Origin of the sequence: Rhizobium sp. L51/94 (genome assembly GCF_019355555.1) — a bacterium.
Classification (GTDB): Bacteria; Pseudomonadota; Alphaproteobacteria; order Rhizobiales; family Rhizobiaceae; genus Rhizobium; species Rhizobium rhododendri.
In genome coordinates this window covers 361,325-384,971 of the sequence record NZ_CP072141.1, presented here as the reverse complement: position 1 = coordinate 384,971, position 23,647 = coordinate 361,325, and the positions used below count along the sequence as shown (strand labels likewise).

The window sequence follows — 23,647 nt, the reverse complement described above, 5'->3', positions numbered from 1 at the left end:
AGGGGAGAAAGACGCGATGGCATTGATTTTGATCAATGCCATCGCGGGTATTGGTCACCGTGAATGAGCTTCAGTCGTTACCGCGACCTTGCCGTCACGAACCGAGACGTTGCTCGGCAAGGCGGACCCAGAAGGAAATGCCGTGGGCGATGGCCTCGTCGTTGAAGTCGTAGGCGGCATTGTGCAGGCCGGCGGTGTCGCCGTTGCCGAGGAACAGGAAGGCACCGGGCCGGGCGTTGAGCATGTAGGAAAAATCCTCGCCGCCCATCATCGGATCGACTTCCGCATTGACGTTGGCGTCGCCGGCGATGTCGCGAGCCGCATCGGCCGCATAATCGGTCTCGTTGGCGTGGTTGAATGTCACCGGGTAATTGCGGTTATAGCGGACATCGGCTTCGGCCCCATGGGCGGCAATGATGCCGGCGACGACCTGGCGCAGGCGCTGCTCGGCGAGATCGCGAATGCCGGCATCCAGCGTACGGACAGTGCCGGCGAGCGTCGCTTCGTTAGCGATGGCGTTCTGGGCGAAGCCGGCGTTGAATTTGGTGACGGAAACGACGGCGGAGCCGAGCGGGTCGACGCTGCGCGAGGCGATCATCTGCAGGTTGGTGACGATCTGCGCGCCGATGGCAATGGGGTCGATCGTCGTGTGCGGCATCGCCGCATGGCCGCCCCGGCCCTTGACGACAATGCTGAACTCGTCTGTCGCCGCCATGATCGCACCCTTGCGGATGGCGAACTTGCCGACGGGGATGCCCGGCATATTGTGCATGCCATAGACTTCGGCGATCTTGAAACGGTCCATCATGCCGTCCTCGACCATCAGCTTGCCGCCGGCGCCGCCTTCTTCGGCCGGCTGGAAGATGACGGCGACACTGCCGGTGAAATTGCGTGTTTCCGCCAAATATTTGGCGGCTCCCAGCAGCATGGCGGTGTGGCCGTCATGGCCGCAGGCGTGCATCTTGCCGGGTGTCTTCGATGCCCAGGGCTTGCCGGAAATCTCGGTCATCGGCAAAGCATCCATATCTGCGCGCAGGCCGATGGTGCGACCTTCGCCAGTGCCACGGATGATGCCGACGACGCCGGTGCGGCCGATGCCGGTGACGATCTCGTCGACACCGAAGCTTTTCAGCTTGTCAGTGACGAAGGCGGCGGTCTCCTCGACAGCGTACAGCAAGCCCGGATGGGCGTGGATGTGGCGGCGCCATTCGGTCACTTCGTCCTGCAGTTCCGCTGCTCTGTTCAAGATGGGCATGGTCGATTTTCCTGCTGATCAATCTCTTTGATATGGCGTGGGAAGACGGAAATAAACCGTCGATCACCTTTGCCTTCTCATAGCCATATAGGTTAAATACCTGCGAGGTTCGAGAAAATTCCGGACACTGAAGGACAGACCGTGCCGACGAAGCAGAATTCTTTGTTTGCCGCCTTGCGGCTTTTGCCGGTGGGTGCTGCCGTCACAGCGCTTTTCCTGAGCGGTGCATCCGCAGCCTTTGCAAACCCACACATCCTTGTCGATGTCAGTACCGGCCGCGTGCTGGAGCACGAGGAAGCGTTCCGCAAATGGTATCCCGCGTCGCTGACCAAGCTGATGACGGTCTATACGACGTTTCGCGCCATCCAGGCCGGCCAGATCAGCCTCGACACCCCGGTGGTGATGTCGAAGCACGCCGCTGCCCAGCCTGCCGCCAAGATGTATTTCAAGCCCGGCCAGAAGATGACGCTCGATAATGCGTTGAAGATGATGCTGGTGAAATCGGCCAACGATCTGGCCATGGCTGTTGCCGAGACGGTCGGCGGATCCGAGCAGGGCTTCGTCGCCAAGATGAACGCGGAAGCAGCGCGACTCGGCATGACGAGTTCGCATTTCATCAATCCGAACGGCCTGCCCGGCAAGGGGCAGTACACGACGGCGCGTGATCTCGCGATCGTAACCGTCGCCCTGCGTCGCGAGTTTCCACAGTATGCCGGCTATTTCGCGCTCGAGGGCTTTACCAACGGCGTCAAGCAGGTGCCCAACATCAACTTGCTGATCGGCCGCTACAACGGTGCCGATGGTATGAAGACCGGCTTCATCTGTGCATCCGGCTTCAACCAGATCGCCTCGGCGACGCGCAACGGCCGGACGCTGGTATCCGTCGTGCTCGGCACCAACAGCCTGGCTGAACGCGCCGACATGTCGGCCGACATGCTCGAAAAAGGCTTTACCTCGCAGTTTCCCGGCAACGACACCTTGCAGACATTGAAACCCTATGGTCCCGGCCAGGACCAGGTGGCGGACGTTACCAACGATATCTGCAGCGCCAAGGGCGCGCAGATGCGCAGCGAGACGCGCGACCCGACAGGCCGGATGAAGGTGCTTTCTCCCTATATCCACGAGATGACCCATACCCCCAACTTCACCTATGCCGGGCTGATCGGCGGCGGACCCGATGCGGCGGCCGACAAGGCGTCTGTCGCGAAGAGTTCGCAACAGGTATCCGGCGATGTCGCAGGCATTCCGGTTCCGCAGCCGCGCCCGACCAACTGATCGGACCCAGATCATGAACAGCACGCCTGACAAGGTGCCGGTGTCCATCCTCACCGGCTTTCTCGGCGCCGGCAAGTCGACGCTTCTCAACCGCATCCTGAAGGATCCGGAGATGCGCGACACGGCGGTCGTCATCAACGAATTTGGCGATGTCGGCATCGACCATCTGCTGGTCGAGAGCTCCGGCGACTCTATCATCGAATTGTCCGATGGTTGCCTCTGCTGCACCGTGCGCGGGGAGCTGGTCGATACGCTGGCGATGCTGATGGACCGGATGCAGACCGGCCGCAGCCGCACGCTGCGCCGCGTCGTCATCGAGACGACGGGGCTTGCCGACCCGGCGCCTGTGATGCAGGCGATCATGGGCAATCCCGTCATCGCCCAGAGCTTCGATCTCGACGGCATGGTCACTGTCGTCGATGCCGTCAACGGGCTGCAGACCCTCGACAATCACGAGGAAGCGCGCCGGCAGGTGGCAGTCGCCGACCGGCTGATCATTTCCAAGGGCACCATGGCGGGTGCTGCTTCATCGTCAGCGCTGGAAGCGCGGCTGCGGCTGCTCAACCCGCGCGCCCCGATCGTTGACGGCGACAGCGAGGAGGCTGCCCGCGCCGCCATCCTCGTCAACGGCCTGTACGATCCCGGCTCGAAAATTGCCGATGTCGGCCGCTGGCTGCAGGACGAGATGACCGCCGATGCCCACGATCACGCGCATCACCATGAGCATGAGCATGATCAGGGCCATGGGCATGGTCATCATCACCATGATCACCATCATGGCGACGGGCATCAGCATGGCCATGACGTCAATCGTCACGATGCGTCGATCCGGTCGTTCTCGATTGTCGAGAGCCAGCCGATCGATCCGATGGCGCTGGATATGTTCATCGACCTGCTGCGCTCGGCGCATGGGGAAAAGCTGTTGCGCATGAAGGCCATCGTGGCGCTGAAGGATCGTCCCGAGCGGCCTGTCGTGCTGCATGGCGTCCAGAACATCTTTCACGCGCCGGTGCGACTGCCGGCGTGGCCGGATCCAGCCGACAGGCGGACGCGCATGGTGCTGATCACCAAGGATCTGCCGGAAAGTTTCGTCAAGGACCTGTTCGACGCCTTCCTCGGCAAGCCGCGCATCGACATGCCGGACCGAGAGGCATTGGAAAACAATCCGCTGGCGATCCCGGGAATGCGCCTGTAGTCAACCCTTGCGGATCGTGAAGCGATGGCCGTCCGCCGTGCTGGCGCTGTCCAGCAGCGTATGGCCGTTTTCGTTGCAGAAATGCGGGATGTCGATGATGGCCAGCGGATCGCTGGTCTCGACAGTCAGCACTGCGCCCTGTGGCATCGAAGCCAGTTTTTTCCGGGTCTTCAAAACGGGAAGCGGACATTTCAGTCCGCGCAGGTCATAGGTCCCGGCGTCGAGCCTACTCACTCTTAGACCAGAATTTCCAGAACGGCGGCTTCTTGTCGGAAGGCTGGTCCTGAGCTGTCTCGACCGGGGAGGGGACCTGCGCATAGGCCAGTGGGTTCTGGGCCGGTACCGGCACGGTCGCCGGCAATGTCACGGCTACGGCTGTCGGGGCCAATGTCGCTGCCGGCGCGCTGCCTACCGTCGGCACAGAGGCAGTCGTCATCGGCAGTTGCGCAATGCTACCCTTGGCATTGTGGACGCCCGACGGCATTCCGGCCATGATGGTCGGAGATGTCGTCGGAAGGTTCGACTGGCGAGCCATCAGCGTTTCGAGTTCGGTGACCTTCATGATCTTGCCGGCAGCCAGGGCCGAGCCCGTCGGTGCGTATGCCAGATCGTGGCCGGCACGCTGCTTGGCGACGACCGCCTTGCGCTCGGCTTCGGTCGGGTCGTACCAGGCGGTATCGCTATATTTGCTCATCGCCTTGTCGTAATCGAGCTTGTAGATCTTGTTGTAGGCGACCAGAGCCGACTGCAGGGCAGGCGGCGTGGTCATGGCAGGGCATTTGCCGCTTGCAGTGAAGGGACCGTCGGACTGCTGGTTGAAGACGTATTTCTTCTCGCAGACCTCGACTTCCGGCGGACGCTTGGTCACCTCGAAATCGTCGTACCCGACCTTCAGCATCTTCCAGAAGTCGATATTGGAATTGAGGCGATGGCGGACCATGTTCTCGGCTGTCATGCGGAACGGAAAGGCTTCGAGCTGGATGGTCTTCTGGCCGCCCTTGAAGGCGTCGCGCGCGAAGGCGTAGATTTCGAGAACCTGCTGGTCCGTCATCGAATAGCAGCCGGACGACGAGCAGGCGCCGTGAATCATCAGATTGACGCCGCTGCGGCCGTTGGCGCTGTCGTATTTGTTCGGGAAGCCGGTGTTGATGGCCAGGTAATATTTCGAATTCGGATTAAGGTTGGCCGGCGTCAGGTTGTAGAAACCTTCGGGCGCCTGCCGGTCGCCTTCCTTGACCTTCGGGCCAAGGCGGCCGGACCACGCACAGATCTTGTATTCAGCAATCTTGTCGAAGCGGTTGTCGGTCTTCGCCTTCCAGATCTCCATGACACCCTCTTCCTTGAGGATGCGGATCATGATCGGCGAGTTGCGGTCCATGCCCTTTTTCGCCATTTCGGCGACGATGCGGTCCGGGAGCGGCTGCTCGACCTTGTTCTTGACCTTAGACAGGTCGATCGAGGTTGCTGAATCGAGCGTGTCGTTGCAGCCGGCGAGTGCCAGCGCCATCAGGGAAAGAGAGGCAAGGTAACGAATGCGCATGTGTGACTAAGCCCTAGACGCGAAACGGGTCGGGTGACCCTTATCGCAAACCCATCAAAGGAACCAAAATCATAGGCGTTTATGCTTGACGATTCCTTACCAGCCTATGCATCGGCCGGTGCCCCCAGGCAAGCAATTCTTTGCCCGAGGTTCGTTGGATAACATCAATGTGGCCAAGATTTGGCTTTTTACGGCAGAATTTCGCGCGATTTTCTACGTTTGGACGGGTTTCGCCTAGAGATTGCGGCCCATGGCGAGGAATTTCTGGCGTCGTTCGTTGCGGACCTGCTCGCCGGACAGACCAGAAAACTCACCGAGCGCTGTCGCGATGACGTTGCCGGTCGAGGCGATTGCGGCTTGCGGATCGCGGTGCGCGCCGCCGAGCGGCTCGGGAATGATGCCGTCGATGACACCGAAGGCTTTCAGGTCCTCGGCCGTGATCTTCATGTTTGTGGCAGCTTCCTTCGCACGGGCGGAATCCCGCCAGAGGATGGAGGCCGCACCTTCGGGCGAGATGACGCTGTAGATCGAATGTTCCAGCATGTAGACGCGGTTGCCGGTGGCAATCGCGATGGCGCCGCCAGACCCGCCTTCGCCAACGATGACCGAGATGATCGGCACCTTGAGGCCGAGACACATTTCCGTCGAGCGGGCGATGGCTTCCGCCTGTCCACGCTCTTCGGCACCGACGCCGGGATAGGCGCCTGCGGTATCGACGAGGGTGATGACCGGCAAGCCGAAGCGATCCGCCATCTCGAGTACGCGGATGGCCTTGCGGTAGCCCTCGGGCCGGGCGCTGCCGAAGTTGTGTTTCAGCCGCATCTTGGTATCGCTGCCCTTTTCCTGGCCGATGACAGCAACAGGCTGGCCACGGAAGCGCGCGAGGCCGGCCTGGATGGCGGCGTCCTCGGAAAATTTCCGGTCGCCGGCCAGAGGCGTGAATTCCTCGAACAAGGCTGCAGAATAATCGATGAAATGCGGTCGCTGCGGATGGCGCGCGACCTGCGTCTTCTGCCAGGCATTGAGCTTGGAGTAGATCTCGAGCGTTGCTTCGTGGACGCGGCCTTCTAGCCTGTTCACCTCATCGGAAGTGTCGATGCTTTCGTCTTCCAGGGCCAGCTTCTTCAGCTCGTGGATCTTGCCCTCGAGGTCCGAGATGGGCTTTTCGAAATCGAGATATTGGTGCATGAGGGGCGTTTCCGTTCCTTTTGCGCGGGCGGGGTTGTCAGGCTCCGGCCTTTGTTGCCGGTCCTAATCCTGCTTTTTCGCCTGTTTGGCAAGGGGGTGGTGCGTTTGCACCAGTTGGTGAAGGCGTTCTTCCAGCACATGGGTATAGATCTGCGTGGTGGAAATGTCCGAATGGCCAAGCAGTTCCTGCACCACGCGCAGATCGGCGCCGTTGGCAAGAAGATGGCTGGCAAAGGCATGCCGCAGCACGTGCGGCGATATCAGCGATGGCGTCAGGCCGGCGCGGATGGCGAGGTCCTTGAGGTCGCGGGCAAACACCTGGCGCGGCAGATAGCCTTCCTTCGAAGAGGATGGAAACAGCCACGGACTTTCCGGTGGTGGCTCCTTGGCGGCGGCCTCCTGCGCAAGGCGCATCTGTCCATAGGCCTTCATCGCCGATATGGCCGAGTGCGACAGCGGCACCATGCGCTCCTTGTTGCCCTTGCCGCGGATCATCAGGAAGCGGCCTTCGTGGTCCAGTACCTTGGCGGAAAGCGAGACAAGTTCGCTGACGCGCATGCCGGTCGCATAGAGGAGTTCCAGCAGCGCCAGCATCCGCACGCGCTGCAGCTTGTTCGGCCCGTCCAGTTCGGCTTCGGTTTCAGCCTGCGCCAGAAGGCGGCTGACCTCTTCGACGCCCATGATCTTTGGCAGTGCGCGGCCCTTTTTAGGCGCATCGAGAATACCGGTCGGGTCGTCGGTGCGCAGCCCTTCGGCATAGAGAAACTTGTAGAACTGCCGCATCGCCGACAGGCGGCGGGCCTGCGAGGATGCCTTGAAGCCCTGGTTCGAGAGGCCTGTGAGATAGGCACCGAGATCGGTGGACGCCGCCTCCGTCATTCGGACGGCACGGGCCTTGAGGAAGCCGTGCAGGTCGTCGAGATCGTGCTGATAGGACGACAGCGTGTTGAGCGCCGCACCGCGCTCGGCGCTCATCATTTCGAGGAAAGCTTCCATGTGGGCGCGTCCGAGATCTCTCATGGCTTGATCGTGCCTGTCGATGGCGGATTGAGCTTTTCGGCCGGGATGCGGATTGTGATATCGCGCGGCTTAGGCTCGACGAAAACGGCCAGTGCCCACATCGCTCCATAGACCGTCCCCGCTATCACCGCGCAGAAAACAAGGAAGCGAAACAGTGTGGGCATGCAGTCTCCTGGGTGTGCGGCAAGAGGCCAAGGGCATTTCGGCAAGGCCAGCGTTAGCGAAGATGTATTGCAGAGGTGTTTATACTGCGGCGACTTGACGCTATGGGCGCATTTGACGATACCCTTTGCAAACAATTTATGAATGGCCCGATGTGTGAACCTGTCCTAACCCTTGCGCAAAGCCTCAAAGACAGAGCCCGAGCGGCGCTCGGTCAGCGCAATCTTATCCTCGTCGGTCTTATGGGTGCCGGCAAAACCTCGATAGGTCGGCTCGTTGCAACCCATCTCGCAATTCCCTTCGTCGATGCCGATGCCGAGATCGAGCGGGTGTCGCGAATGACCATATCCGAACTGTTTACGGCCTATGGAGAAGAAGAGTTTCGGTCGCTCGAAACGCGGGTGATCAAGAGACTGCTGAAAGGCGGCCCGCGTGTCGTCTCGACCGGCGGCGGTGCTTTCGTCAACGATCGCACCCGCTGGCATATCAAGCGCAAAGGCCTCTCGATATGGCTGAAGGCCGATCTTGACGTGCTCTGGGAGCGCGTCAACAAGCGCGATAGTAGGCCGCTGTTGAAGACCGGGGATCCCAAGGCGACGCTCGAGGGCCTGATGAAGGCGCGTTATCCGATCTATGCGGAGGCTGATCTCACCGTCATGTCGCGCGATGTCCACAAGGATATCATCGCCCGTGACGTGCTGGCGGCGATCCTCCGCACAAGCCAGGAAAGTAAAGTATCATGAGTGCCATTCCTGACGTGTCCGAGCGTCTCGTCCACGTGCCGCTCGGCGAACGGGCCTACGATATCCTGATCGGCCCCGGCCTGATCGCGCGCGCCGGTGCGGAGATTACCGCGCGCCTTAGGGGTCGGCGGGCTGCCGTCATCACCGACGAAAATGTCGGTCCGCTGTATCTCGCCGCCCTGACAGCCAGCCTCGAGGCTGCTGGCATCGCTGTTGCCAGCCTGGTGCTGCCGGCCGGCGAGAAGACAAAGAGCTTCGAGCCGCTGATGACGGTCTGCGACGCGGTGCTGGAAGCCCGCGTCGAGCGTAACGACATGGTGATCGCGCTCGGTGGCGGCGTCATCGGCGATCTCGCCGGCTTTGCAGCCGGTATCGTCCGGCGTGGCGTGCGCTTCGTTCAGGTGCCGACCTCGCTGCTGTCGCAGGTGGATTCCTCCGTCGGCGGCAAGACCGGCATCAACACCCGCCAGGGCAAGAACCTCGTCGGCGTCTTTCACCAGGCGGACCTCGTGCTGGCCGACAGCGACGTGCTGAATACGTTGAGCGAACGGGAATTCCGGGCCGGATATGCCGAAGTCGCGAAATACGGGCTGATCGACAAGCCGGACTTCTTTGCCTGGCTCGAGGCCAACTGGCGTGACGTGTTTGCCGGCGGCCCGTCCCGCATCGAGGCTATTGCCGCCAGTTGCCAGGCGAAGTCCGATGTGGTGGTGGCCGACGAGCACGAAAACGGCGCGCGGGCGCTGCTCAATCTCGGACATACCTTCGGCCACGCGCTGGAAGCGACCACGAATTACGACAGCAGCCGGCTGGTGCACGGCGAGGGCGTCTCCATCGGCATGGTGCTCGCCCATCGGTTTTCCGCCCGGCTCAATCTGGCGAGCCCCGACGATGCGACCCGGGTCGAGGCACATCTGAAGGCGGTCGGCCTGCCGACGCGCATGAGCGATATCCCGGGCGCCTTGCCACCAGCAGAGATGCTGATGAAAGCCATCGGCCAGGACAAGAAGGTAAAGAGCGGCAAGCTGACCTTCATCCTCACGCACGGCGTCGGCCAGGCCTTCGTCGCCGACGATGTTCCCTCTTCGGAAGTGCTGAGCTTCCTCAAGGAAAATCACCCGCAATGACCATCGAAGGCACATTCGCAGCACTTGCGGAATATTGGCCGCAGTTCCTGTCCATCGTCCTGCTCGTTCTGGTCTCGGCCTTCTTTTCCGGTTCCGAAACGGCGCTGACGGCGGCATCGCGCAGCCGCATGCATACGCTCGAGGCCAATGGCGAGATCCGTGCTGCTGTCGTCAACGGGCTGATCGAGCGTCGTGACCGGCTGATCGGGGCGCTGCTGATCGGCAACAATCTTGCCAACATCCTGTCTTCGTCGATTGCCACCAGCCTGTTCCTCGGGCTGTTCGGCAGCTCGGGCGTGGCACTGGCCACCCTGGCGATGACCGTCATCCTGGTCATTTTCGCCGAAGTCCTGCCAAAGAGCTGGGCGATCTCGGCACCGGACCGTTTCGCGCTCTATGTCGCGCCGATGGTCAAGCTGTTCGTGGCGGTGGTCGGGCCGCTGTCGAGCGTCGTCAATGTCATCGTCCGGCAGATCCTGGCGCTGTTCGGCATCAACCTTTCCAAGGAAGTGTCGATGCTGTCGGCCCACGAGGAACTGCGCGGCGCCGTCGACTTCCTGCACCGCGAGGGATCGGTGGTGAAGGCCGACCGCGACCGTCTCGGCGGCGTCCTCGACCTCAGCGAACTCGAACTGTCCGACATCATGGTTCACCGCACGTCGATGCGGGCCGTCAACGCCGACGACGCGCCGGAGGCGGTGGTCCGCACCATGCTGGAAAGCCCTTATACGCGCATGCCTCTATGGCGCGGGACGACCGACAATATCATTGGCGTCATCCATGCCAAGGACCTGCTGCGGGCGCTGGCAGAGCCGAACGTCGAGCCGGAGAACCTCGATGTCGCCAAGATCGCGCAAAAGCCGTGGTTCGTGCCCGATAGCACCAATCTCGAGGACCAGCTGAACGCCTTTCTGCGGCGCAAGCAGCATTTTGCAGTGGTCGTCGACGAATATGGCGAGGTGCAGGGCATCGTCACCCTGGAGGATATCCTCGAAGAGATCGTCGGTGACATCGCCGACGAGCACGATCTCGATATCCAGGGCGTGCGGCAGGAGGCGGACGGCTCGATCGTCGTCGATGGCGTGGTGCCGATCCGCGATCTCAACAGGGCCCTCGACTGGAACCTGCCGGACGAGGAGGCAACGACGATCGCCGGCCTGGTCATCCACGAATCCATGACCATCCCCGAGGAACGCCAGGCCTTCACCTTCTACGGCAAGCGCTTCATTGTCATGAAGCGCGAGAAGAACAGGATTACCAAGCTGCGCATCCGGCCGGCTGAGGCGGCAGATACGGATCCTGTGTAGGGCTGAGGCGGGCTTAGTCGCCGTCCGATGGCGGCGTTGCTGCTATCTGCAGCACCTTGGACGTCGATTTGATAACGCGACAAAACTCACCTCCCTCATCCCTGTGCTTGTCACAGGGATCCAGCCGTGGCGCGTCTGCGCGGCGAGAAGATGCACTTAAGTTGAGAGAGTTCTGTCGCGCCCAAGGACTTGGGCGCACTGGATTCCTGTGACGAGCACAGAAATGAGGGCGGAGAGAGTGGCGCTCTAACTTTGGCTGTAACCCCGCCTCTGAAGCGCGACGCTGGTTCATCAGCCGGCTGCTAGAACCCCGGCCAGACCTACCAGGCGATCTCTTCACCCGGTGCTGCGGGCTCGATGGCCAAGGCGTGGAGGCCGGCGTCTAGTTCGGGTTTCAGGAGGGCGGTGATGGCGCGGTGGCGGGCGAGGCGGGGCATGCCGGCGAATTTTTGGGACACGATGCGAACCCGCATGTGGGTTTCCCCGGCGCCGGTGATGTCGGGATGGTGGCCGGCGTGGAGATGGCTTTCGTTGATGACGGCAAGGCGCTCGGGCGCGAAATTCTGCGTCAGCGTTTCTTCGATGCGCGATTGAACGGTCATGATCTGCAGCCTGCTTCGGTTTCAAGAAAACGGATCACAAAGCCTGCAAGATTCCGGTTTGTCAATTCTTGTTGTAGGCCGCCGGACGTCCCATAATTAGCCCCATGGGACTAGACTCAAAATTCTTCGATGGCATCCGGACACGCCGTAGAAAGGTACCGGACGAGACGCCTGCCGACCCCATCTGCACATGGGACGGCTGCGAGAAGAAGGGTGTGCATCGCGCGCCGGTCGGCCGCAATGCCGAAGGCAAATTCTTCCTGTTCTGCTTCGAGCACGTCCGCGAGTACAACAAGGGCTATAATTACTTCTCAGGCCTGTCGGACAGCGAGATCGCCCGCTACCAGAAGGAGGCGATCACCGGTCACCGCCCGACCTGGAGCGTCGGCGTCAACAAGGCAGCGCGCAACAGCCCGCTGCATTCCGAGGTCCGCTCCGGCGCCCACCCGAGGATGCGCGATCCGTTCGGCTTCGTGGCGGAAGGGCTCGGTCGGGGACCCCGTTTCGAAGCGCCAGCGCGCAAGTTGAAAACACTGGAGGCCAAGGCCTTCGACACGATGGATTTGACCTTCGGCGCCACGGCGACCGAGATCAAGAGCCGCTACAAGCAACTCGTCAAGAAACACCATCCGGATGCCAATGGCGGTGACCGGGGCTCCGAAGACCGCTTCCGGGCCGTCGTCCAGGCCTATCAATTGTTGAAGCAGAACGGTTTTTGTTAATCCGTCTCCTTGAGTTCGAAATGGGATGAGGTATGGTCCAGATCGACCGGGACAGCCGGGCGGCCAAGGCGTGATCCCGCGCGTTTGTCGCTGCGATCTCCGGTCGACACTCCGGGCGCGGCGTTTCTTGTCCGGGACTTTGCTTGTCATGCTCTCCGGCGCAGCCCGGTCGCACAGAGATTTCGCTTTAGTCCCGGAGAAGAATCGCCGTCGTCTTGACCATTCGAGATGAGCGGCCATCTTCGGTGGCGAAGCAGTCGCGACAAAGAACATGCAATGCGGCCGGGTGCGATCACCCGCCTTGGAGACATGATGAGTAAGATTGACGTTGATATCTCGCAGCTGCCCGACACCACGGTTTCGCTGCGCGAAGCCTTCGGTATTGATTCCGACATGCGCGTGCCGGCCTACAGCAAGGGCGACGCCTATGTTCCGGACTTCGATTCGGACTACCTCTTCGACCGCGACACGACGCTCGCCATCGTCGCCGGCTTCGCGCATAACCGGCGCGTGATGATTTCGGGCTACCACGGCACGGGCAAATCGTCGCATATCGAGCAGGTCGCCGCGCGCCTCAACTGGCCCTGCGTGCGTATCAACCTCGACAGCCATGTCAGCCGTATCGACCTTGTCGGCAAGGATGCCATTGTCGTTAAGGACGGCATGCAGATCACCGAGTTCAAGGACGGCATCCTGCCCTGGGCCTACCAGCATAATGTCGCGCTCGTGTTCGACGAATACGATGCTGGGCGCCCGGACGTGATGTTCGTCATTCAGCGCGTGCTGGAATCGTCGGGTCGCCTGACGCTTCTCGACCAGAGCCGCGTCATCCGCCCGCATCCCGCCTTCCGCCTGTTTGCCACCGCCAACACCATCGGCCTCGGCGACACGACGGGCCTTTATCACGGCACGCAGCAGATCAACCAGGCGCAGATGGACCGCTGGTCGATCGTCTCGACGCTGAACTACCTGCCGCACGAGCAGGAAGTGAACATCGTCGCCGCCAAGGTCAAATCCTTCCGCACGACGGCCGGCCGCGAGACCGTTTCGAAGATGGTACGGGTTGCCGACCTGACGCGCGCTGCCTTCATGAACGGCGACCTGTCGACCGTGATGAGCCCGCGTACCGTCATCACCTGGGCTGAGAACGCCGAGATTTTCGGTGATGTCGCCTTCGCCTTCCGCGTCACGTTCCTCAACAAGTGCGACGAGCTTGAGCGTCCGCTGGTGGCCGAGCACTATCAGCGCGCCTTCGGCGTCGAGCTGAAGGAAAGCGCCGCCAACATCGTTCTCGAGGCCTAGAGCATTTCATGCTCGACATGATAGCTCGGAAAGACTGAAGTCATATGGCAGGTCGTGGAGACAATCTGAAGGGCAAGCCCGGCACGCAGGTCGATATGGAGCCGTTGCGCCGGGCGATCACCGGCTGCGTGCGCTCGATTGCCGGCGACGGCGAAGTCGAGGTGACGTTTGCCAACGAACGTCCGGGCATGAGCGGCGAGCGCATCCGCCTGCCAGAAATGTCGAAGCGGCCAACGCTGCATGAGCTTGCCGTTACCCGCGGGCTCGGCGATTCCATGGCGCTGCGTCTTGCCTGCCACGATGCGCGCGTTCATGCGACGATGGCGCCGCAGGGCACCGACGCCCGCACCATCTTCGATGCCGTCGAGCAGGCGCGCGTTGAATCGATCGGGACGTTGCGGATGGATGGCGTCGCCGCCAACATCTACTCCATGAATACCGAGAAATATGCCAAGGCGAACTTTGCCGGTGTCGAGCGTCAGGAAGATGCGCCGCTCGGCGAAGCCATGGCGATGATCATCCGCGAGAAGCTGACCGGCCAGAAGCCGCCGGAAAGCGCTGGAAAGGTGCTCGATCTCTGGCGTCCGTTCATCGAGGAAAAGACCGCCGGCGCTCTGGATGCGCTGCCGGCTGCGATCAACGACCAGCAGGCCTTTGCCCGCGCCATGCGCCACGTCCTCTCAGCCATGGAAATGGCCGAGGACTACGGCGACGACGAGACCGAGCAGAACGACGAGGACAGCACCTCCGAGGAAGACCAGCCACGCAGCGACGAGCAGGACCAGGACGAGGTCGACGAAGATGCCGGCGCTGACGCCGCGCCCGCTGAAGACAGCGAGCAGGCCGACGAGCAGATGGACGACGGCGAGATGGACGGCGCGGAGATTTCCGACGACGACATGACCGACGAGGGCGAGGACGATTCCGAAACGCCCGGCGAGACGCGCCGCCCGAACACTCCTTTCTCCGATTTCAACGAAAAGGTCGACTATCACGTCTTCACCGAGGATTTCGACGAGACCATCAGCGCGTCGGAGCTTTGCGATGCCTCCGAACTGGAGCGGTTGCGGGCGTTTCTCGACAAGCAGCTGGCCCATCTTCAGGGTGCCGTCGGACGCCTCGCCAATCGGATGCAGCGCCGCCTGATGGCGCAGCAGAACCGGTCGTGGGATTTCGACCTGGAAGAGGGCTATCTCGACCCCGCCCGCCTGACGCGGATGATCATCGACCCGATGCAGCCGCTGTCGTTCAAGATGGAACGCGACACGCAGTTCCGCGATACGGTGGTGACGCTGCTGATCGACAATTCCGGCTCGATGCGCGGACGGCCGATCACGGTTGCCGCCACTTGCGCCGATATCCTGGCGCGTACGCTGGAGCGCTGCGGCGTCAAGGTCGAGATCCTCGGCTTCACGACCAAGGCCTGGAAGGGCGGGCAGTCCCGCGAGACATGGCTTGCCGGCGGCAAGCCGCAGACGCCGGGCCGCCTCAACGACCTGCGCCACATTATCTACAAGTCGGCTGACGAGCCGCTACGCCGGGCGCGCAACAATCTCGGCCTGATGATGCGCGAAGGGTTGCTGAAGGAAAATATCGACGGCGAGGCGTTGATCTGGGCGCATAACCGGCTGCTGGCGCGGCGCGAGCAGCGCAAGATCCTGATGATGATCTCGGATGGTGCGCCCGTCGACGATTCGACGCTGTCGGTCAATCCGGGCAATTATCTGGAGCGCCACCTGCGCGCCGTCATCGAGCAGATCGAGACCCGTTCGCCTGTCGAACTTCTCGCCATCGGCATCGGCCACGACGTGACACGCTATTATCGTCGCGCCGTCACGATCGTCGATGCCGACGAACTGGCCGGCGCCATGACGGAGCAGCTGGCATCGCTGTTCGAAGACCAGACGCAGCTGCGCGGTAGCCGGCGGCGCCGGGCTGGCTGACAACGCGCCGCCGGTTTTCGCCGACGGCTGTTTCCTGATATCCGAGGGCCTGATGAAGCGACTTTCCCGCGTCTGCCTGCTGGCCGCGCTGCTGGCCGGCTGTGTGTCTGCCGGCGATCCCTCCGCCGGCGGACCTGCCGAGATCCGTGCCAGCAAGATATCCGCTTTTCGTTTTGGCTCGACGGTGACTAAATTCGGCGATCTCGAGTTTCTGGGCGGCCTTCAGATGACCTCGAGCAACGATCTGTTCGGTGCCGCCTCGGCCATCCGGCTGCGGCCAGACCACCGGCACTTCGTCTCCGTGCTCGATACCGGGCACTGGTGGACAGGCGCCATCGACCGTGATGCCGATGGCAAGCTGCAGGGCATCTCCGAGGCGGTCATCACGCCGATGATCGACCGGTTTGGCCAGATGCACGAAGGCAAGGGCGCAATGGATGCCGAGGGCGTTGCGCTGCGCGGCAACACCGTGCTTGTCAGCTACGAGCAGAACCACCGGGTCGACGTCTATCCCGATCCCGGCTTCGAGACGTCCAAGCCGTCGGGCTCGATCCCTATCCTCATGAACCGCAATGCGTTGCGCGGCAACCAGAGCCTCGAAGCGCTGATGATTGGCCCGCCGGGCAGCCCGCTTGCCGGCAATGCCGTACTGGTGACGGAACGCAGCCTCGACAAGGACGGCAACATGCTCGCCGCCATTCTCGACGGCCCCCTGAAAGGCCGCTTCACCGTCCGCCATTACGATGACTACGATGTCAGCGACGGGGTGTTCCTCCCGGACGGCGACCTGCTGCTTCTGGAACGGCGTTTCGACTTCGCCCACGGCATCGGCATGCGCCTGCGCCGCATTGTCGGCGGCGATATCAAGCCGGGTGCCGTAGTCGATGGAAAGGTGATCTTCGAGGCCAATGCCGACGAACAGATCGACAACATGGAAGGCATAGACGCCTTCCGCGCCGAAGACGGCACGATCCACCTGATCATGGTCTCCGACGACAATCACTCGATCCTGCAGCGCAACCTGATGCTGGAATTCCGGCTTCTGCGGTGAGGAACCGCTACCGGTTTCTCAGGGACAGTCCCTCAGCCCCGAACCGGCTGCGCCGGCTTCAGAACGTTCATGAGGGCGCCGTAGGGCAGCAGCATTACCAGGCCGACGATCAGCTTGACGGAGAAGTCACCGATGGCCCAGGAGATCCAGCGCGGCGCTTCGATCGTGAAGATGCCGAGGATCGGCGCCTGTTCGAGCGCGAATGGCGTGTTGTCGCCGAGGAACACGAAAAAGGCGGCGAAGGACAGAGAGAAGAACAGCACGGTATCGAGCAGAGAGCCCAGCAGGGAGCCAACCAGCGGCGCGCGCCACCACGCCTGGCGGCGCAAGCGGTTGAACAGCACGATGTCGAGCAGCTGGCCTGCCAGATAGGCAGCGCCCGAGGCAATGGCGATGCGCGGCACCGACGAGAAGAACGACATGGCGATACCGACGACGAAGCCGGCAAGCACGACGCGGCGCGCGATGGTCGGGCCGAACTGGCGGTTGGTGAGGTCCGTGACGAGAAAGGCGACCGGGTAGGTGAAGGCACCCCAGGTCAGGATGTCGCCGAGCTTGATGCCGGCAATCTCGCCGTTCAGCGGGAACTGGACGAGAAAATTGGACGCGACGACGACCAGCGTCATCAGGGCAACGTAGATCAGCAGAAAGCGCGGGTTGGGCATTTTTTTATCCTGGGTGATGCCACCAGTTGGAGGGAAGGACCGGTCAAAGCAAAGGCTTGAGCGGATATTATCCGTCAAGCCTTTGAAAGCACGTATAAAGTCAGATCAAGAAAGCTTAGGCAGCGGTCGCTGCAAGTTCTGCAGTCTTCTTGACGATCTGGCGACGAAGCAGGCGAGCGCGCTGGCTCAGCGTGGTTTCGTCGGACTTCAGAAGGAAGGCATCGAGGCCGCCACGGTGTTCGACAGTGCGGAGCGCCGCAGCCGAAACGCGTAGGCGATAACGCTGGCCGAGCGAATCGGAGATCAGCGTTACCTGGCACAGGTTCGGAAGGAACTTGCGCTTGGTCTTGTTGTTTGCGTGGCTGACATTGTTACCCGTCAGGACGGCCTTGCCGGTCAATTCGCACATGCGGGACATGGTACACCTATTTTATTTTTGTCTGCCATCGGAGAGCCTTGCCGGCAAAACCGGTTCCGCAATCCAACAGGCCATGATTGGAAAGTTGCGGTTCTATAGTCAGCGCAGCCTTGGCAGTCAAGCCAAACCTTGGCATTTCCCGCAATTCCGCCAAAAAGCTCGTGCTTGTTGGCATCGCAGACATCGTCACAAGTGTCTATATAGGGTACTACCACTCATATGAAGGCAATCACGATGTCATATCTCGGAAAATGGCTTCTCGTCTCCGTTATCGCCGGATCACTCCCGGCCATGGGTCATGCCGAGGACATGCGGCATGAAACCGAATACCGCGTGGCGCTGGCCGGGCTGCCGATCGCGCACGCCGATTTCAAGACCGAAGTCATCGACAAGCATTTCACCATCAAGGGCACGGTCAGTTCCTCGGGCCTCGCCGATCTTGTGACGACGATCTCGGCGCAAGCCGATGTTGCCGGTGTCGTGGGGCCGCGGAAGCTCGAGACATCGCGCTACACGCTCAATTACAAGAGCGGCCGCAAGCAGCACACCTATGACGTCCTTTACCGCGATGGCAACGTCACATCGTCGACCACGACGCCGGAGCCGCACCGGCCGCAGAACTGGATCCCGGTTGCCGAGGGAGACCTGCGCTCCGTTCTCGATCCGGTGTCGGGGCTGATTTTTCCGGCAAACACCAACGTCTGTGCGCAGACACTGCCGATCTACGACGGCGAGACGCGCATGAACCTGAAGCTGTCTCCGAAGGGCTCCAAGCCGTTTTCGACCGAGGGTTTCAAGGGCGACGCGATCGTTTGCGGCGTGCATTTCACAGCTCTCGGCGGCTACAAGAAGAGCCGTACCGATTTCGACTACCTGAGCAAGAGCAACGACATGGAGATCTGGTTTGCCAAGGCGGACGCCATGAAGGTATATGCTCCCGTCTACGTCCGCATCCCGACCAAGTACGGCACGGTGACAATCACGGCGGTCAAGTACGGCAGTTAACGGCACCTCCTCCGGCAGACACCGGCGCGGTGTCGCAAAGGGGGCAGAATGACATTGCGGGCAACGCTGATCGGTTTTTCGGCAATCCTGATGTGGTCCTTCCTGGCGCTGTTCACTGCCGCCTCCGGGACAATGCCGGCCTTCCAGCTTTCGGCCATCTGCTTTGCCATCGGCAGCATCCCGGGCATTGTGGTTCTGATCCTCAGGCCGGAGCGGATAAAGCTGCTGCGTCAGCCGGCGAAAGTGTGGATCACAGGCATTGCCGGGCTGTTCGGCTATCATTTTCTCTATTTCACGGCACTTAGAAATGCGCCGGCGGTCGAGGCCGGTCTCATCGCCTATCTCTGGCCGTTGCTCATCGTCGTCGGCTCGGCGCTGCTGCCGGGGGAACGGCTGCGCTGGTATCACATCGCAGGCGCCTTTGCCGGGCTCGCCGGGACGGTGCTGATCGTCGGGCGCAACGGGTTTCATTTCGATGCGGCCTATGGGCTCGGCTATGGCGCGGCCGTTCTCTGCGCTTTCACGTGGTCAGGCTATTCGTTGCTGACGCGGCGTTTCGATGCCGTCTCGACCGATGTCGTCACCGGCTTCTGCCTTGCGACGTCGATCCTGTCGCTGCTGTGCCATGTGGGGCTGGAAAGCACTGTCTGGCCGGAAACAGGCTTTCAATGGGCGGCGATAGCCGGTCTCGGGCTGTTGCCGGTCGGGGCTGCCTTCTACGCCTGGGATTATGGTGTCAAGAGCGGCGATATCCAGATCCTCGGTGCCGCCAGCTATGCGGCGCCGTTGCTGTCGACACTGATCCTGACGTTGTTCGGCTTTGCCGAGCCGAGGTGGGGAATTGTCGGTGCCTGCCTGCTGGTGACCGGCGGCGCCGTGCTTGCCGCCCATAAAATGATCCTGCGCCGTCCGCCAGCGCCGGATGTCGCCATTGCCGAATAGGAATCAGGCGTCCGAAGGCTTCCAGCCCGGAGGCGCCATTTCGAAGCTCGAAAATTCAAAGCCCGGGGCGACGGTGCAGCCGACCAGCGTGTAGTCGCCGGTTGTTTCCGCCGCCTGCCACCAGTCGGCGGGTACGATCGCCTGTGGCCGTTCGCCGCTCGCGAAATCTGTCCCGAGGACGATCGTCGTCTTGCCCTGGCCATTCTCCGAGATGTCGAGCGCCAAGGGAGCGCCGGCATAGTAATGCCAGACTTCGGCGGCATCCCGCACACGGTGCCAGTGAGAGCGCTCTCCGGACTGCAGCATGTAATAGATCGCCGTCGAATGACCGCGCGCCTCGCCTGTGCTGTCGCGGAAGGTCTGGACGTACCAGCCACCTTCCGGGTGGGGCTGCATGCCGAGTTCGCGGATGATGTCCTCCGGCCGCATCAGAAATTATCTTTCCGCTTGCGGATTTCGGTGAAGACTTCCTCGTTGGTGCGGCTTTCCATCAAAAGGTTGCGGCGGATGGCCGGATCGGCGGGGCGCAGGAACGGATTGGTTTCCTTCTCCAGCGCCAGCGTCGTCGGGATGGTGAACTTGCCCTCGGCGCGCATCGCCTCGATATCGGCCGCCCGGGCTTTCAGGCGCTCGTTGTCGGGATCGATGGTGAGCGCGAAACGGGCATTGGCCAGCGTGTATTCATGGCCGAAATAGACGGCGGTCTCGTCGGGCAGCACGGCAAGTTTCTGCAGCGAAGCCCACATGTCCGAGGCCGGGCGTTCGAAAAGACGACCGCAGCCGAGCGCGAACAGCGTATCTGCGGCAAACAGCAGCTTGTCGTCCTCGAAGTGGTAGCAGATATGTCCGGCTGTGTGGCCCGGCGTCTCGATGACGTTGACAGTGTGGCTGCCGAACTTGAAGCTGTCGCCGTCACCATAGGCGCGGTCGAGGCCGGGAATGGCGACCGCCTCGTTGAGCGGGCCGAAGATGAGACAGCCGAACTGCTCCTTCAGCGCCAGGTTGCCTTCGACATGGTCGGTGTGATGGTGGGTGGTGAAGATGTGGCTGATCTTCCAGCCACGGCGCCCCGCTGCTGCGGCAACGGCTGCTGCGTCCGGCGCATCGATGGAGGCGGTGAGGCCTGTCTCCGGATCGTGGACGAGAACGCCGTAATTGTCGGTGCGGCAGGTAAATACGTCGAGTTCCAAAGGCTGCATGGCTCAAATGTCCTAACTTTCGTCGGTCGACACGAATGTAGAGGCTGCGGCCTTGAAGTCCAACCGCCGGCTGATAAGATTTACCGTATGCATGCCGATATCGTCGACCTTCGCCAATTCTATCATTCCGAACTCGGCCGGCTGGCGGAGCAATCGATTGCCATGGCGCTGTCGTCGCTCTGGGCGCGATTGCCGGAGGAGCGGCTCGTCGGTCTCGGATATTCCGTGCCCTATCTCGACCGCTTTCGCGCCGATACCGAGCGGACCTTCGCGTTCATGCCGGCGGGGCAGGGGGCGGTGAACTGGCCGATGGGATCGGCGTCGTCGACGGCGCTGATCTTCGACGAAGAACTGCCTTTGCCCGATTCGTCGATCGACCGCGTCCTTCTGGTGCATTCGCTGGAATTTGCCGAAAGCCCGCGCGAGACGCTGAAAGAGCTTTGGCGGGTGCTGGCGCCCGGCGGGCGGCTGGTGATCGTGGTGCCGAACCGGCGTGGCGTCTGGGCGCGGATGGAACATACGCCATTCGGCTCGGGCCGGCCCTATTCGCGCGGCCAGCTGACGGCGCTGTTGCGCGAGACGAACTTCACGCCGGGAGCGACCGCCGAAGCGCTGTTCTTCCCGCCTTCCAAGCTGCGTGCGGTGCTCAGGCTGCGCCGGGCCTTCGAGCGTATCGGCAGGACGCTGTGGCCGGCCTTCTCCGGCGTCATCATCGTCGAGGCGCAGAAACGGCTTTACCAGGGCCTGCCGGTTGCGGTGCGCGCTTCGCGACGTGTGTTCGTGCCCGTGCTGGCGCCGCGCGGCGTGCCCACCACGCGTGAGGAAACCCAGCCGAAGCGCTGAGTGTTGCCGGCTTCCTGCTCGACAAAATCGTCATTCCGGATTAATGCCACGGGATGTTTGAAGCCGGATATGCCGGCCCTTGTCCAAGGTCGATCCCATGAGCAGCGAAATCAGCAAGCCCGTCCCGCGTCCCGGTATTCTCGACATCGCTGCCTATGTGCCGGGCAAGGAAGGTGCGCCGGGTCTTTCCCGCGTGTTCAAGCTGTCCTCCAACGAGACGCCGCTCGGTGCCAGCCCCAAGGCCATCGCCGCCTTCAAGGCTGCCGCCGACGAGCTGGAACGTTATCCGGACGGCCAGGCATTGGCGCTGCGGCAGGCCATCGCCGACGTCAACGGGCTCAATCCGGCGAATATCCTCTGCGGCAACGGTTCCGACGAACTGCTCGGCCTGCTCTGCCACGTCTACCTGGCACCGGGCGACGAGGCCGTCATCACCGAACACGGGTTCCTCGTCTACAAGATCCAGATCATGGGCGCCGGGGCGACGCCTGTTACGGTCAAGGAAAAGGACTGCACTGTCGACGTCGACGCGATCCTTGCCGCCGTCACCGACCGGACGCGGATGGTGTTTATCGCCAATCCCGGCAATCCGACAGGCACCTACGTGCCCGTCAACGACATCAGGCGCCTGCACGCGGCTTTGCCGAAGAACGTGATCCTCGTGCTCGACGCCGCCTACGCCGAATATGTCCGCCGCAACGACTACGAGGCCGGCATCGAACTGGTCTCGGCAAATTCCAATGTCGTCATGACCCGCACCTTCTCCAAGGCCTACGGCCTGGCGGCGCTTCGCGTCGGCTGGATGTTCGGCCCGGCGGAGATCGTCGATGCGCTGAACCGTATTCGCGGACCGTTCAACATGAATGCCCCTGCAATCGCCGCCGGAGCCGCTGCCATGCGCGACCAGGCGTTCGTCGAGACGGCGGTCACCTACAATCTGCTGTGGCTGGACAAGCTGACTGCGGCGTTTGAAGCCATCGGGCTTAAGGTCACGCCATCGGTTGCCAATTTCGTTCTCATCCACTTCCCGGATGTGGACGGCAAGCGGGCCGCCGATGCCGACGAGTTGCTGGCCAGCCGGGGCTATATCCTGCGTGCCGTGCGCGGCTACGGCTTCACCAATTCGTTGCGGATGAGCATCGGCACGGAAGAGGCCAATCGCGGTGTCATCGAGACACTCGGCGAATTCATGGGACGCAAGGCATGAGCGATGTCCAGTTCGACCGGATCGCGCTGATCGGCATCGGACTGATCGGCTCGTCTCTCGCCCATGACATCCGTGGGCTCGGTCTTGCCCGTGAGGTCGTCATCGCGACGCGCGGCGCAGAGACGCTGAAGCGGGCCGAGGAACTGCGACTGGGCGACCGCTACACGCTGTCGTCGGGCGAGGCCGTCAAGGGTGCCGATCTCGTCATCGTCTCGGTGCCTGTGGGCTCCTCGGAGAGTGTCGCCATCGAGATTGCCCCGTATCTGAAGCAGGGTGCCATCGTCACCGATGTCGGTTCGACCAAGGCCTCGGTCATCGCGCAGATGCAACCGCATATTCCGGAGGGCGTGCATTTCATTCCGGGCCACCCCCTCGCAGGCACGGAAAAATCGGGGCCCGACGCGGGTTTTGCTGGTCTTTTCCGGGGACGCTGGTGCATTTTCACGCCTGTCGAAGGCACGGACGAGACGGCGCTGAAGGTGCTGCGGCATTTCTGGGAGACACTTGGTTCCCGTGTCGACGAAATGGACGCTGAACACCATGACAAGGTGCTGGCCATCGTCAGCCACCTGCCGCACCTGATTGCCTACAACATCGTCGGGACGGCAGCCGATCTCGAGACGGTGACGCAGTCGGAAGTGATCAAATATTCCGCCTCCGGCTTTCGCGACTTTACCCGCCTGGCAGCTTCCGATCCCACCATGTGGCGCGATGTCTGCCTGCACAACAAGGATGCGATCCTCGAGATGCTGGCGCGGTTTTCCGAAGATCTCGCCTATCTGCAGCGGGCGATCCGCTGGGGCGAGGGCGACAAGATCATGGAACTCTTCACCCGCACCCGCGCCGTCCGCCGCTCCATCATCGAGGCCGGCCAGGATGTCGACGCCCCCGATTTCGGCCGACACGCGCTCGATCCGAAAGCGCCGTGACGCTCGG

Annotated in this window: 25 protein-coding genes; 14 read left to right on the top strand and 11 right to left on the bottom strand. The window is 62.1% G+C overall.

Translation table 11 applies throughout. The features are described from left to right. Window positions 1–94 precede the first annotated feature (94 nt). Entirely contained in the window at window positions 95–1,255 is a 1,161-nt protein-coding gene (locus tag J5274_RS01920) for a M20 aminoacylase family protein (protein WP_142824757.1), read from the bottom strand. A 141-nt stretch (window positions 1,256–1,396) separates the two neighbouring features. On the opposite strand from J5274_RS01920, the gene J5274_RS01915 reads away from it, so the two are divergent. Then, window positions 1,397–2,530, top strand: coding sequence for a D-alanyl-D-alanine carboxypeptidase family protein (locus tag J5274_RS01915; RefSeq protein WP_142824758.1), 1,134 nt, complete (start codon window positions 1,397–1,399; stop codon window positions 2,528–2,530). A gap of 13 nt (window positions 2,531–2,543) precedes the next feature. After that, window positions 2,544–3,725: a GTP-binding protein gene (locus tag J5274_RS01910; RefSeq protein WP_142824759.1), complete on the top strand. Its 1,182-nt coding sequence runs from the start codon at window positions 2,544–2,546 to the stop codon at window positions 3,723–3,725. Here J5274_RS01910 and J5274_RS01905 read toward each other — a convergent pair whose 3' ends face one another. The 5 genes from J5274_RS01905 to J5274_RS01885 all read right to left on the bottom strand — a co-directional run bounded on the left by J5274_RS01905 (window position 3,726) and on the right by J5274_RS01885 (window position 7,637). Beyond that, the gene (locus J5274_RS01905) at window positions 3,726–3,959 is read right to left on the bottom strand and encodes a sulfurtransferase TusA family protein (RefSeq protein ID WP_224127888.1); all 234 of its coding nucleotides are present in this window, start codon (window positions 3,957–3,959) and stop codon (window positions 3,726–3,728) included. Continuing rightward, complete coding sequence (locus J5274_RS01900) at window positions 3,952–5,265, bottom strand: murein L,D-transpeptidase family protein (protein WP_142824761.1); 1,314 nt, start codon at window positions 5,263–5,265, stop codon at window positions 3,952–3,954. Before J5274_RS01900 ends, J5274_RS01905 begins: the two co-directional genes overlap by 8 nt. Before the next feature lie 234 nt (window positions 5,266–5,499). Continuing rightward, a complete protein-coding gene (locus J5274_RS01895) occupies window positions 5,500–6,453 on the bottom strand; it encodes an acetyl-CoA carboxylase carboxyltransferase subunit alpha (RefSeq protein ID WP_142824762.1) in 954 nt (317 codons plus the stop codon). Window positions 6,454–6,516: 63 nt separating this feature from the next. Continuing rightward, window positions 6,517–7,473 carry a site-specific tyrosine recombinase XerD gene (gene xerD / locus J5274_RS01890; RefSeq protein ID WP_142824763.1) on the bottom strand — a complete coding sequence of 319 codons (957 nt, stop codon included), beginning with the start codon at window positions 7,471–7,473 and terminating at the stop codon, window positions 6,517–6,519. Next, window positions 7,470–7,637: a hypothetical protein gene (locus tag J5274_RS01885; RefSeq protein ID WP_162854752.1), complete on the bottom strand. Its 168-nt coding sequence runs from the start codon at window positions 7,635–7,637 to the stop codon at window positions 7,470–7,472. Before J5274_RS01885 ends, xerD begins: the two co-directional genes overlap by 4 nt. Window positions 7,638–7,787: 150 nt before the next feature. On the opposite strand from J5274_RS01885, the gene J5274_RS01880 reads away from it, so the two are divergent. Genes J5274_RS01880 through J5274_RS01870 form a run of 3 tightly spaced genes read left to right on the top strand, consistent with a single transcriptional unit; the run spans window position 7,788 to window position 10,812 of the window. Continuing rightward, window positions 7,788–8,378, top strand: a complete 591-nt coding sequence (locus J5274_RS01880) for a shikimate kinase (protein WP_142824764.1) — start codon at window positions 7,788–7,790, stop codon at window positions 8,376–8,378. Then, window positions 8,375–9,505 carry a 3-dehydroquinate synthase gene (aroB, locus tag J5274_RS01875; protein WP_142824765.1) on the top strand — a complete coding sequence of 377 codons (1,131 nt, stop codon included), beginning with the start codon at window positions 8,375–8,377 and terminating at the stop codon, window positions 9,503–9,505. Before J5274_RS01880 ends, aroB begins: the two co-directional genes overlap by 4 nt. Further along, window positions 9,502–10,812: an HlyC/CorC family transporter gene (locus J5274_RS01870; RefSeq protein WP_142824766.1), complete on the top strand. Its 1,311-nt coding sequence runs from the start codon at window positions 9,502–9,504 to the stop codon at window positions 10,810–10,812. Before aroB ends, J5274_RS01870 begins: the two co-directional genes overlap by 4 nt. 320 nt (window positions 10,813–11,132) lie before the next feature. Here J5274_RS01870 and J5274_RS01865 read toward each other — a convergent pair whose 3' ends face one another. Beyond that, window positions 11,133–11,414, bottom strand: coding sequence for a BolA family transcriptional regulator (locus J5274_RS01865; RefSeq protein ID WP_142824767.1), 282 nt, complete (start codon window positions 11,412–11,414; stop codon window positions 11,133–11,135). Between the two features lie 104 nt (window positions 11,415–11,518). Here J5274_RS01865 and J5274_RS01860 point away from each other — a divergent pair, with 104 nt between their 5' ends. The 4 genes from J5274_RS01860 (at window position 11,519) to J5274_RS01845 (ending at window position 16,432) form a co-directional block, all read left to right on the top strand. Beyond that, window positions 11,519–12,136 carry a J domain-containing protein gene (locus J5274_RS01860; RefSeq protein WP_142824768.1) on the top strand — a complete coding sequence of 206 codons (618 nt, stop codon included), beginning with the start codon at window positions 11,519–11,521 and terminating at the stop codon, window positions 12,134–12,136. A 312-nt stretch (window positions 12,137–12,448) separates the two neighbouring features. Then, window positions 12,449–13,438: a cobaltochelatase subunit CobS gene (gene cobS / locus J5274_RS01855; RefSeq protein ID WP_111220043.1), complete on the top strand. Its 990-nt coding sequence runs from the start codon at window positions 12,449–12,451 to the stop codon at window positions 13,436–13,438. A 44-nt stretch (window positions 13,439–13,482) separates the two neighbouring features. Beyond that, entirely contained in the window at window positions 13,483–15,381 is a 1,899-nt protein-coding gene (gene cobT / locus J5274_RS01850; protein ID WP_142824769.1) for a cobaltochelatase subunit CobT, read from the top strand. A 52-nt stretch (window positions 15,382–15,433) separates the two neighbouring features. Beyond that, window positions 15,434–16,432, top strand: a complete 999-nt coding sequence (locus J5274_RS01845) for an esterase-like activity of phytase family protein (protein WP_142824770.1) — start codon at window positions 15,434–15,436, stop codon at window positions 16,430–16,432. Window positions 16,433–16,464: 32 nt separating this feature from the next. Here the strand turns inward: J5274_RS01845 and J5274_RS01840 are convergent, their stop codons facing one another. Together J5274_RS01840 and rpmB are read right to left on the bottom strand one after the other, a co-directional pair. After that, entirely contained in the window at window positions 16,465–17,097 is a 633-nt protein-coding gene (locus tag J5274_RS01840; protein ID WP_142824771.1) for a queuosine precursor transporter, read from the bottom strand. 115 nt (window positions 17,098–17,212) lie between these two features. Then, window positions 17,213–17,515 (bottom strand): 50S ribosomal protein L28, encoded by a 303-nt coding sequence (gene rpmB, locus J5274_RS01835; RefSeq protein WP_111219879.1) that lies wholly within the window; start codon window positions 17,513–17,515, stop codon window positions 17,213–17,215. A gap of 234 nt (window positions 17,516–17,749) precedes the next feature. Between rpmB and J5274_RS01830 the strand changes: the two genes are divergently transcribed. After that, window positions 17,750–18,520, top strand: coding sequence for a DUF3108 domain-containing protein (locus J5274_RS01830; protein WP_142824772.1), 771 nt, complete (start codon window positions 17,750–17,752; stop codon window positions 18,518–18,520). 48 nt (window positions 18,521–18,568) lie between these two features. Further along, a complete protein-coding gene (locus J5274_RS01825) occupies window positions 18,569–19,462 on the top strand; it encodes a DMT family transporter (RefSeq protein ID WP_142824773.1) in 894 nt (297 codons plus the stop codon). A 3-nt stretch (window positions 19,463–19,465) separates the two neighbouring features. Here the strand turns inward: J5274_RS01825 and J5274_RS01820 are convergent, their stop codons facing one another. Continuing rightward, window positions 19,466–19,891 carry a cupin domain-containing protein gene (locus tag J5274_RS01820; RefSeq protein ID WP_142824774.1) on the bottom strand — a complete coding sequence of 142 codons (426 nt, stop codon included), beginning with the start codon at window positions 19,889–19,891 and terminating at the stop codon, window positions 19,466–19,468. Further along, on the bottom strand, window positions 19,891–20,661 hold the full coding sequence (gene gloB, locus J5274_RS01815; protein WP_142824775.1) for a hydroxyacylglutathione hydrolase: 771 nt from the start codon (window positions 20,659–20,661) through the stop codon (window positions 19,891–19,893). The genes J5274_RS01820 and gloB overlap by 1 nt, the downstream gene beginning before the upstream one ends. Window positions 20,662–20,748: 87 nt before the next feature. On the opposite strand from gloB, the gene J5274_RS01810 reads away from it, so the two are divergent. The 3 genes from J5274_RS01810 (at window position 20,749) to J5274_RS01800 (ending at window position 23,640) form a co-directional block, all read left to right on the top strand. Then, window positions 20,749–21,504 carry a class I SAM-dependent methyltransferase gene (locus J5274_RS01810; protein ID WP_142824776.1) on the top strand — a complete coding sequence of 252 codons (756 nt, stop codon included), beginning with the start codon at window positions 20,749–20,751 and terminating at the stop codon, window positions 21,502–21,504. 97 nt (window positions 21,505–21,601) lie between these two features. Beyond that, window positions 21,602–22,711, top strand: a complete 1,110-nt coding sequence (hisC, locus tag J5274_RS01805; protein WP_142824777.1) for a histidinol-phosphate transaminase — start codon at window positions 21,602–21,604, stop codon at window positions 22,709–22,711. Further along, complete coding sequence (locus J5274_RS01800; RefSeq protein ID WP_142824778.1) at window positions 22,708–23,640, top strand: prephenate/arogenate dehydrogenase family protein; 933 nt, start codon at window positions 22,708–22,710, stop codon at window positions 23,638–23,640. The genes hisC and J5274_RS01800 overlap by 4 nt, the downstream gene beginning before the upstream one ends. The last annotated feature ends 7 nt before the right edge of the window (window positions 23,641–23,647 follow it).

What these genes read in the sequence shown, in the direction of transcription:
- J5274_RS01920 (WP_142824757.1), bottom strand. Translation starts at nt 1,255, where the DNA reads ATGCCCATCTTGAACAGAGCAGCGGAACTGCAGGACGAAGTGACCGAA.
- J5274_RS01910 (WP_142824759.1), top strand. Translation starts at nt 2,544, where the DNA reads ATGAACAGCACGCCTGACAAGGTGCCGGTGTCCATCCTCACCGGCTTT.
- J5274_RS01900 (WP_142824761.1), bottom strand. Translation starts at nt 5,265, where the DNA reads ATGCGCATTCGTTACCTTGCCTCTCTTTCCCTGATGGCGCTGGCACTC.
- J5274_RS01895 (WP_142824762.1), bottom strand. Translation starts at nt 6,453, where the DNA reads ATGCACCAATATCTCGATTTCGAAAAGCCCATCTCGGACCTCGAGGGC.
- xerD (WP_142824763.1), bottom strand. Translation starts at nt 7,473, where the DNA reads ATGAGAGATCTCGGACGCGCCCACATGGAAGCTTTCCTCGAAATGATG.
- J5274_RS01885 (WP_162854752.1), bottom strand. Translation starts at nt 7,637, where the DNA reads ATGCCCACACTGTTTCGCTTCCTTGTTTTCTGCGCGGTGATAGCGGGG.
- J5274_RS01880 (WP_142824764.1), top strand. Translation starts at nt 7,788, where the DNA reads ATGTGTGAACCTGTCCTAACCCTTGCGCAAAGCCTCAAAGACAGAGCC.
- aroB (WP_142824765.1), top strand. Translation starts at nt 8,375, where the DNA reads ATGAGTGCCATTCCTGACGTGTCCGAGCGTCTCGTCCACGTGCCGCTC.
- J5274_RS01870 (WP_142824766.1), top strand. Translation starts at nt 9,502, where the DNA reads ATGACCATCGAAGGCACATTCGCAGCACTTGCGGAATATTGGCCGCAG.
- J5274_RS01865 (WP_142824767.1), bottom strand. Translation starts at nt 11,414, where the DNA reads ATGACCGTTCAATCGCGCATCGAAGAAACGCTGACGCAGAATTTCGCG.
- J5274_RS01860 (WP_142824768.1), top strand. Translation starts at nt 11,519, where the DNA reads ATGGGACTAGACTCAAAATTCTTCGATGGCATCCGGACACGCCGTAGA.
- cobS (WP_111220043.1), top strand. Translation starts at nt 12,449, where the DNA reads ATGAGTAAGATTGACGTTGATATCTCGCAGCTGCCCGACACCACGGTT.
- cobT (WP_142824769.1), top strand. Translation starts at nt 13,483, where the DNA reads ATGGCAGGTCGTGGAGACAATCTGAAGGGCAAGCCCGGCACGCAGGTC.
- J5274_RS01845 (WP_142824770.1), top strand. Translation starts at nt 15,434, where the DNA reads ATGAAGCGACTTTCCCGCGTCTGCCTGCTGGCCGCGCTGCTGGCCGGC.
- J5274_RS01840 (WP_142824771.1), bottom strand. Translation starts at nt 17,097, where the DNA reads ATGCCCAACCCGCGCTTTCTGCTGATCTACGTTGCCCTGATGACGCTG.
- rpmB (WP_111219879.1), bottom strand. Translation starts at nt 17,515, where the DNA reads ATGTCCCGCATGTGCGAATTGACCGGCAAGGCCGTCCTGACGGGTAAC.
- J5274_RS01830 (WP_142824772.1), top strand. Translation starts at nt 17,750, where the DNA reads ATGTCATATCTCGGAAAATGGCTTCTCGTCTCCGTTATCGCCGGATCA.
- J5274_RS01825 (WP_142824773.1), top strand. Translation starts at nt 18,569, where the DNA reads ATGACATTGCGGGCAACGCTGATCGGTTTTTCGGCAATCCTGATGTGG.
- J5274_RS01820 (WP_142824774.1), bottom strand. Translation starts at nt 19,891, where the DNA reads ATGCGGCCGGAGGACATCATCCGCGAACTCGGCATGCAGCCCCACCCG.
- gloB (WP_142824775.1), bottom strand. Translation starts at nt 20,661, where the DNA reads ATGCAGCCTTTGGAACTCGACGTATTTACCTGCCGCACCGACAATTAC.
- J5274_RS01810 (WP_142824776.1), top strand. Translation starts at nt 20,749, where the DNA reads ATGCATGCCGATATCGTCGACCTTCGCCAATTCTATCATTCCGAACTC.
- hisC (WP_142824777.1), top strand. Translation starts at nt 21,602, where the DNA reads ATGAGCAGCGAAATCAGCAAGCCCGTCCCGCGTCCCGGTATTCTCGAC.
- J5274_RS01800 (WP_142824778.1), top strand. Translation starts at nt 22,708, where the DNA reads ATGAGCGATGTCCAGTTCGACCGGATCGCGCTGATCGGCATCGGACTG.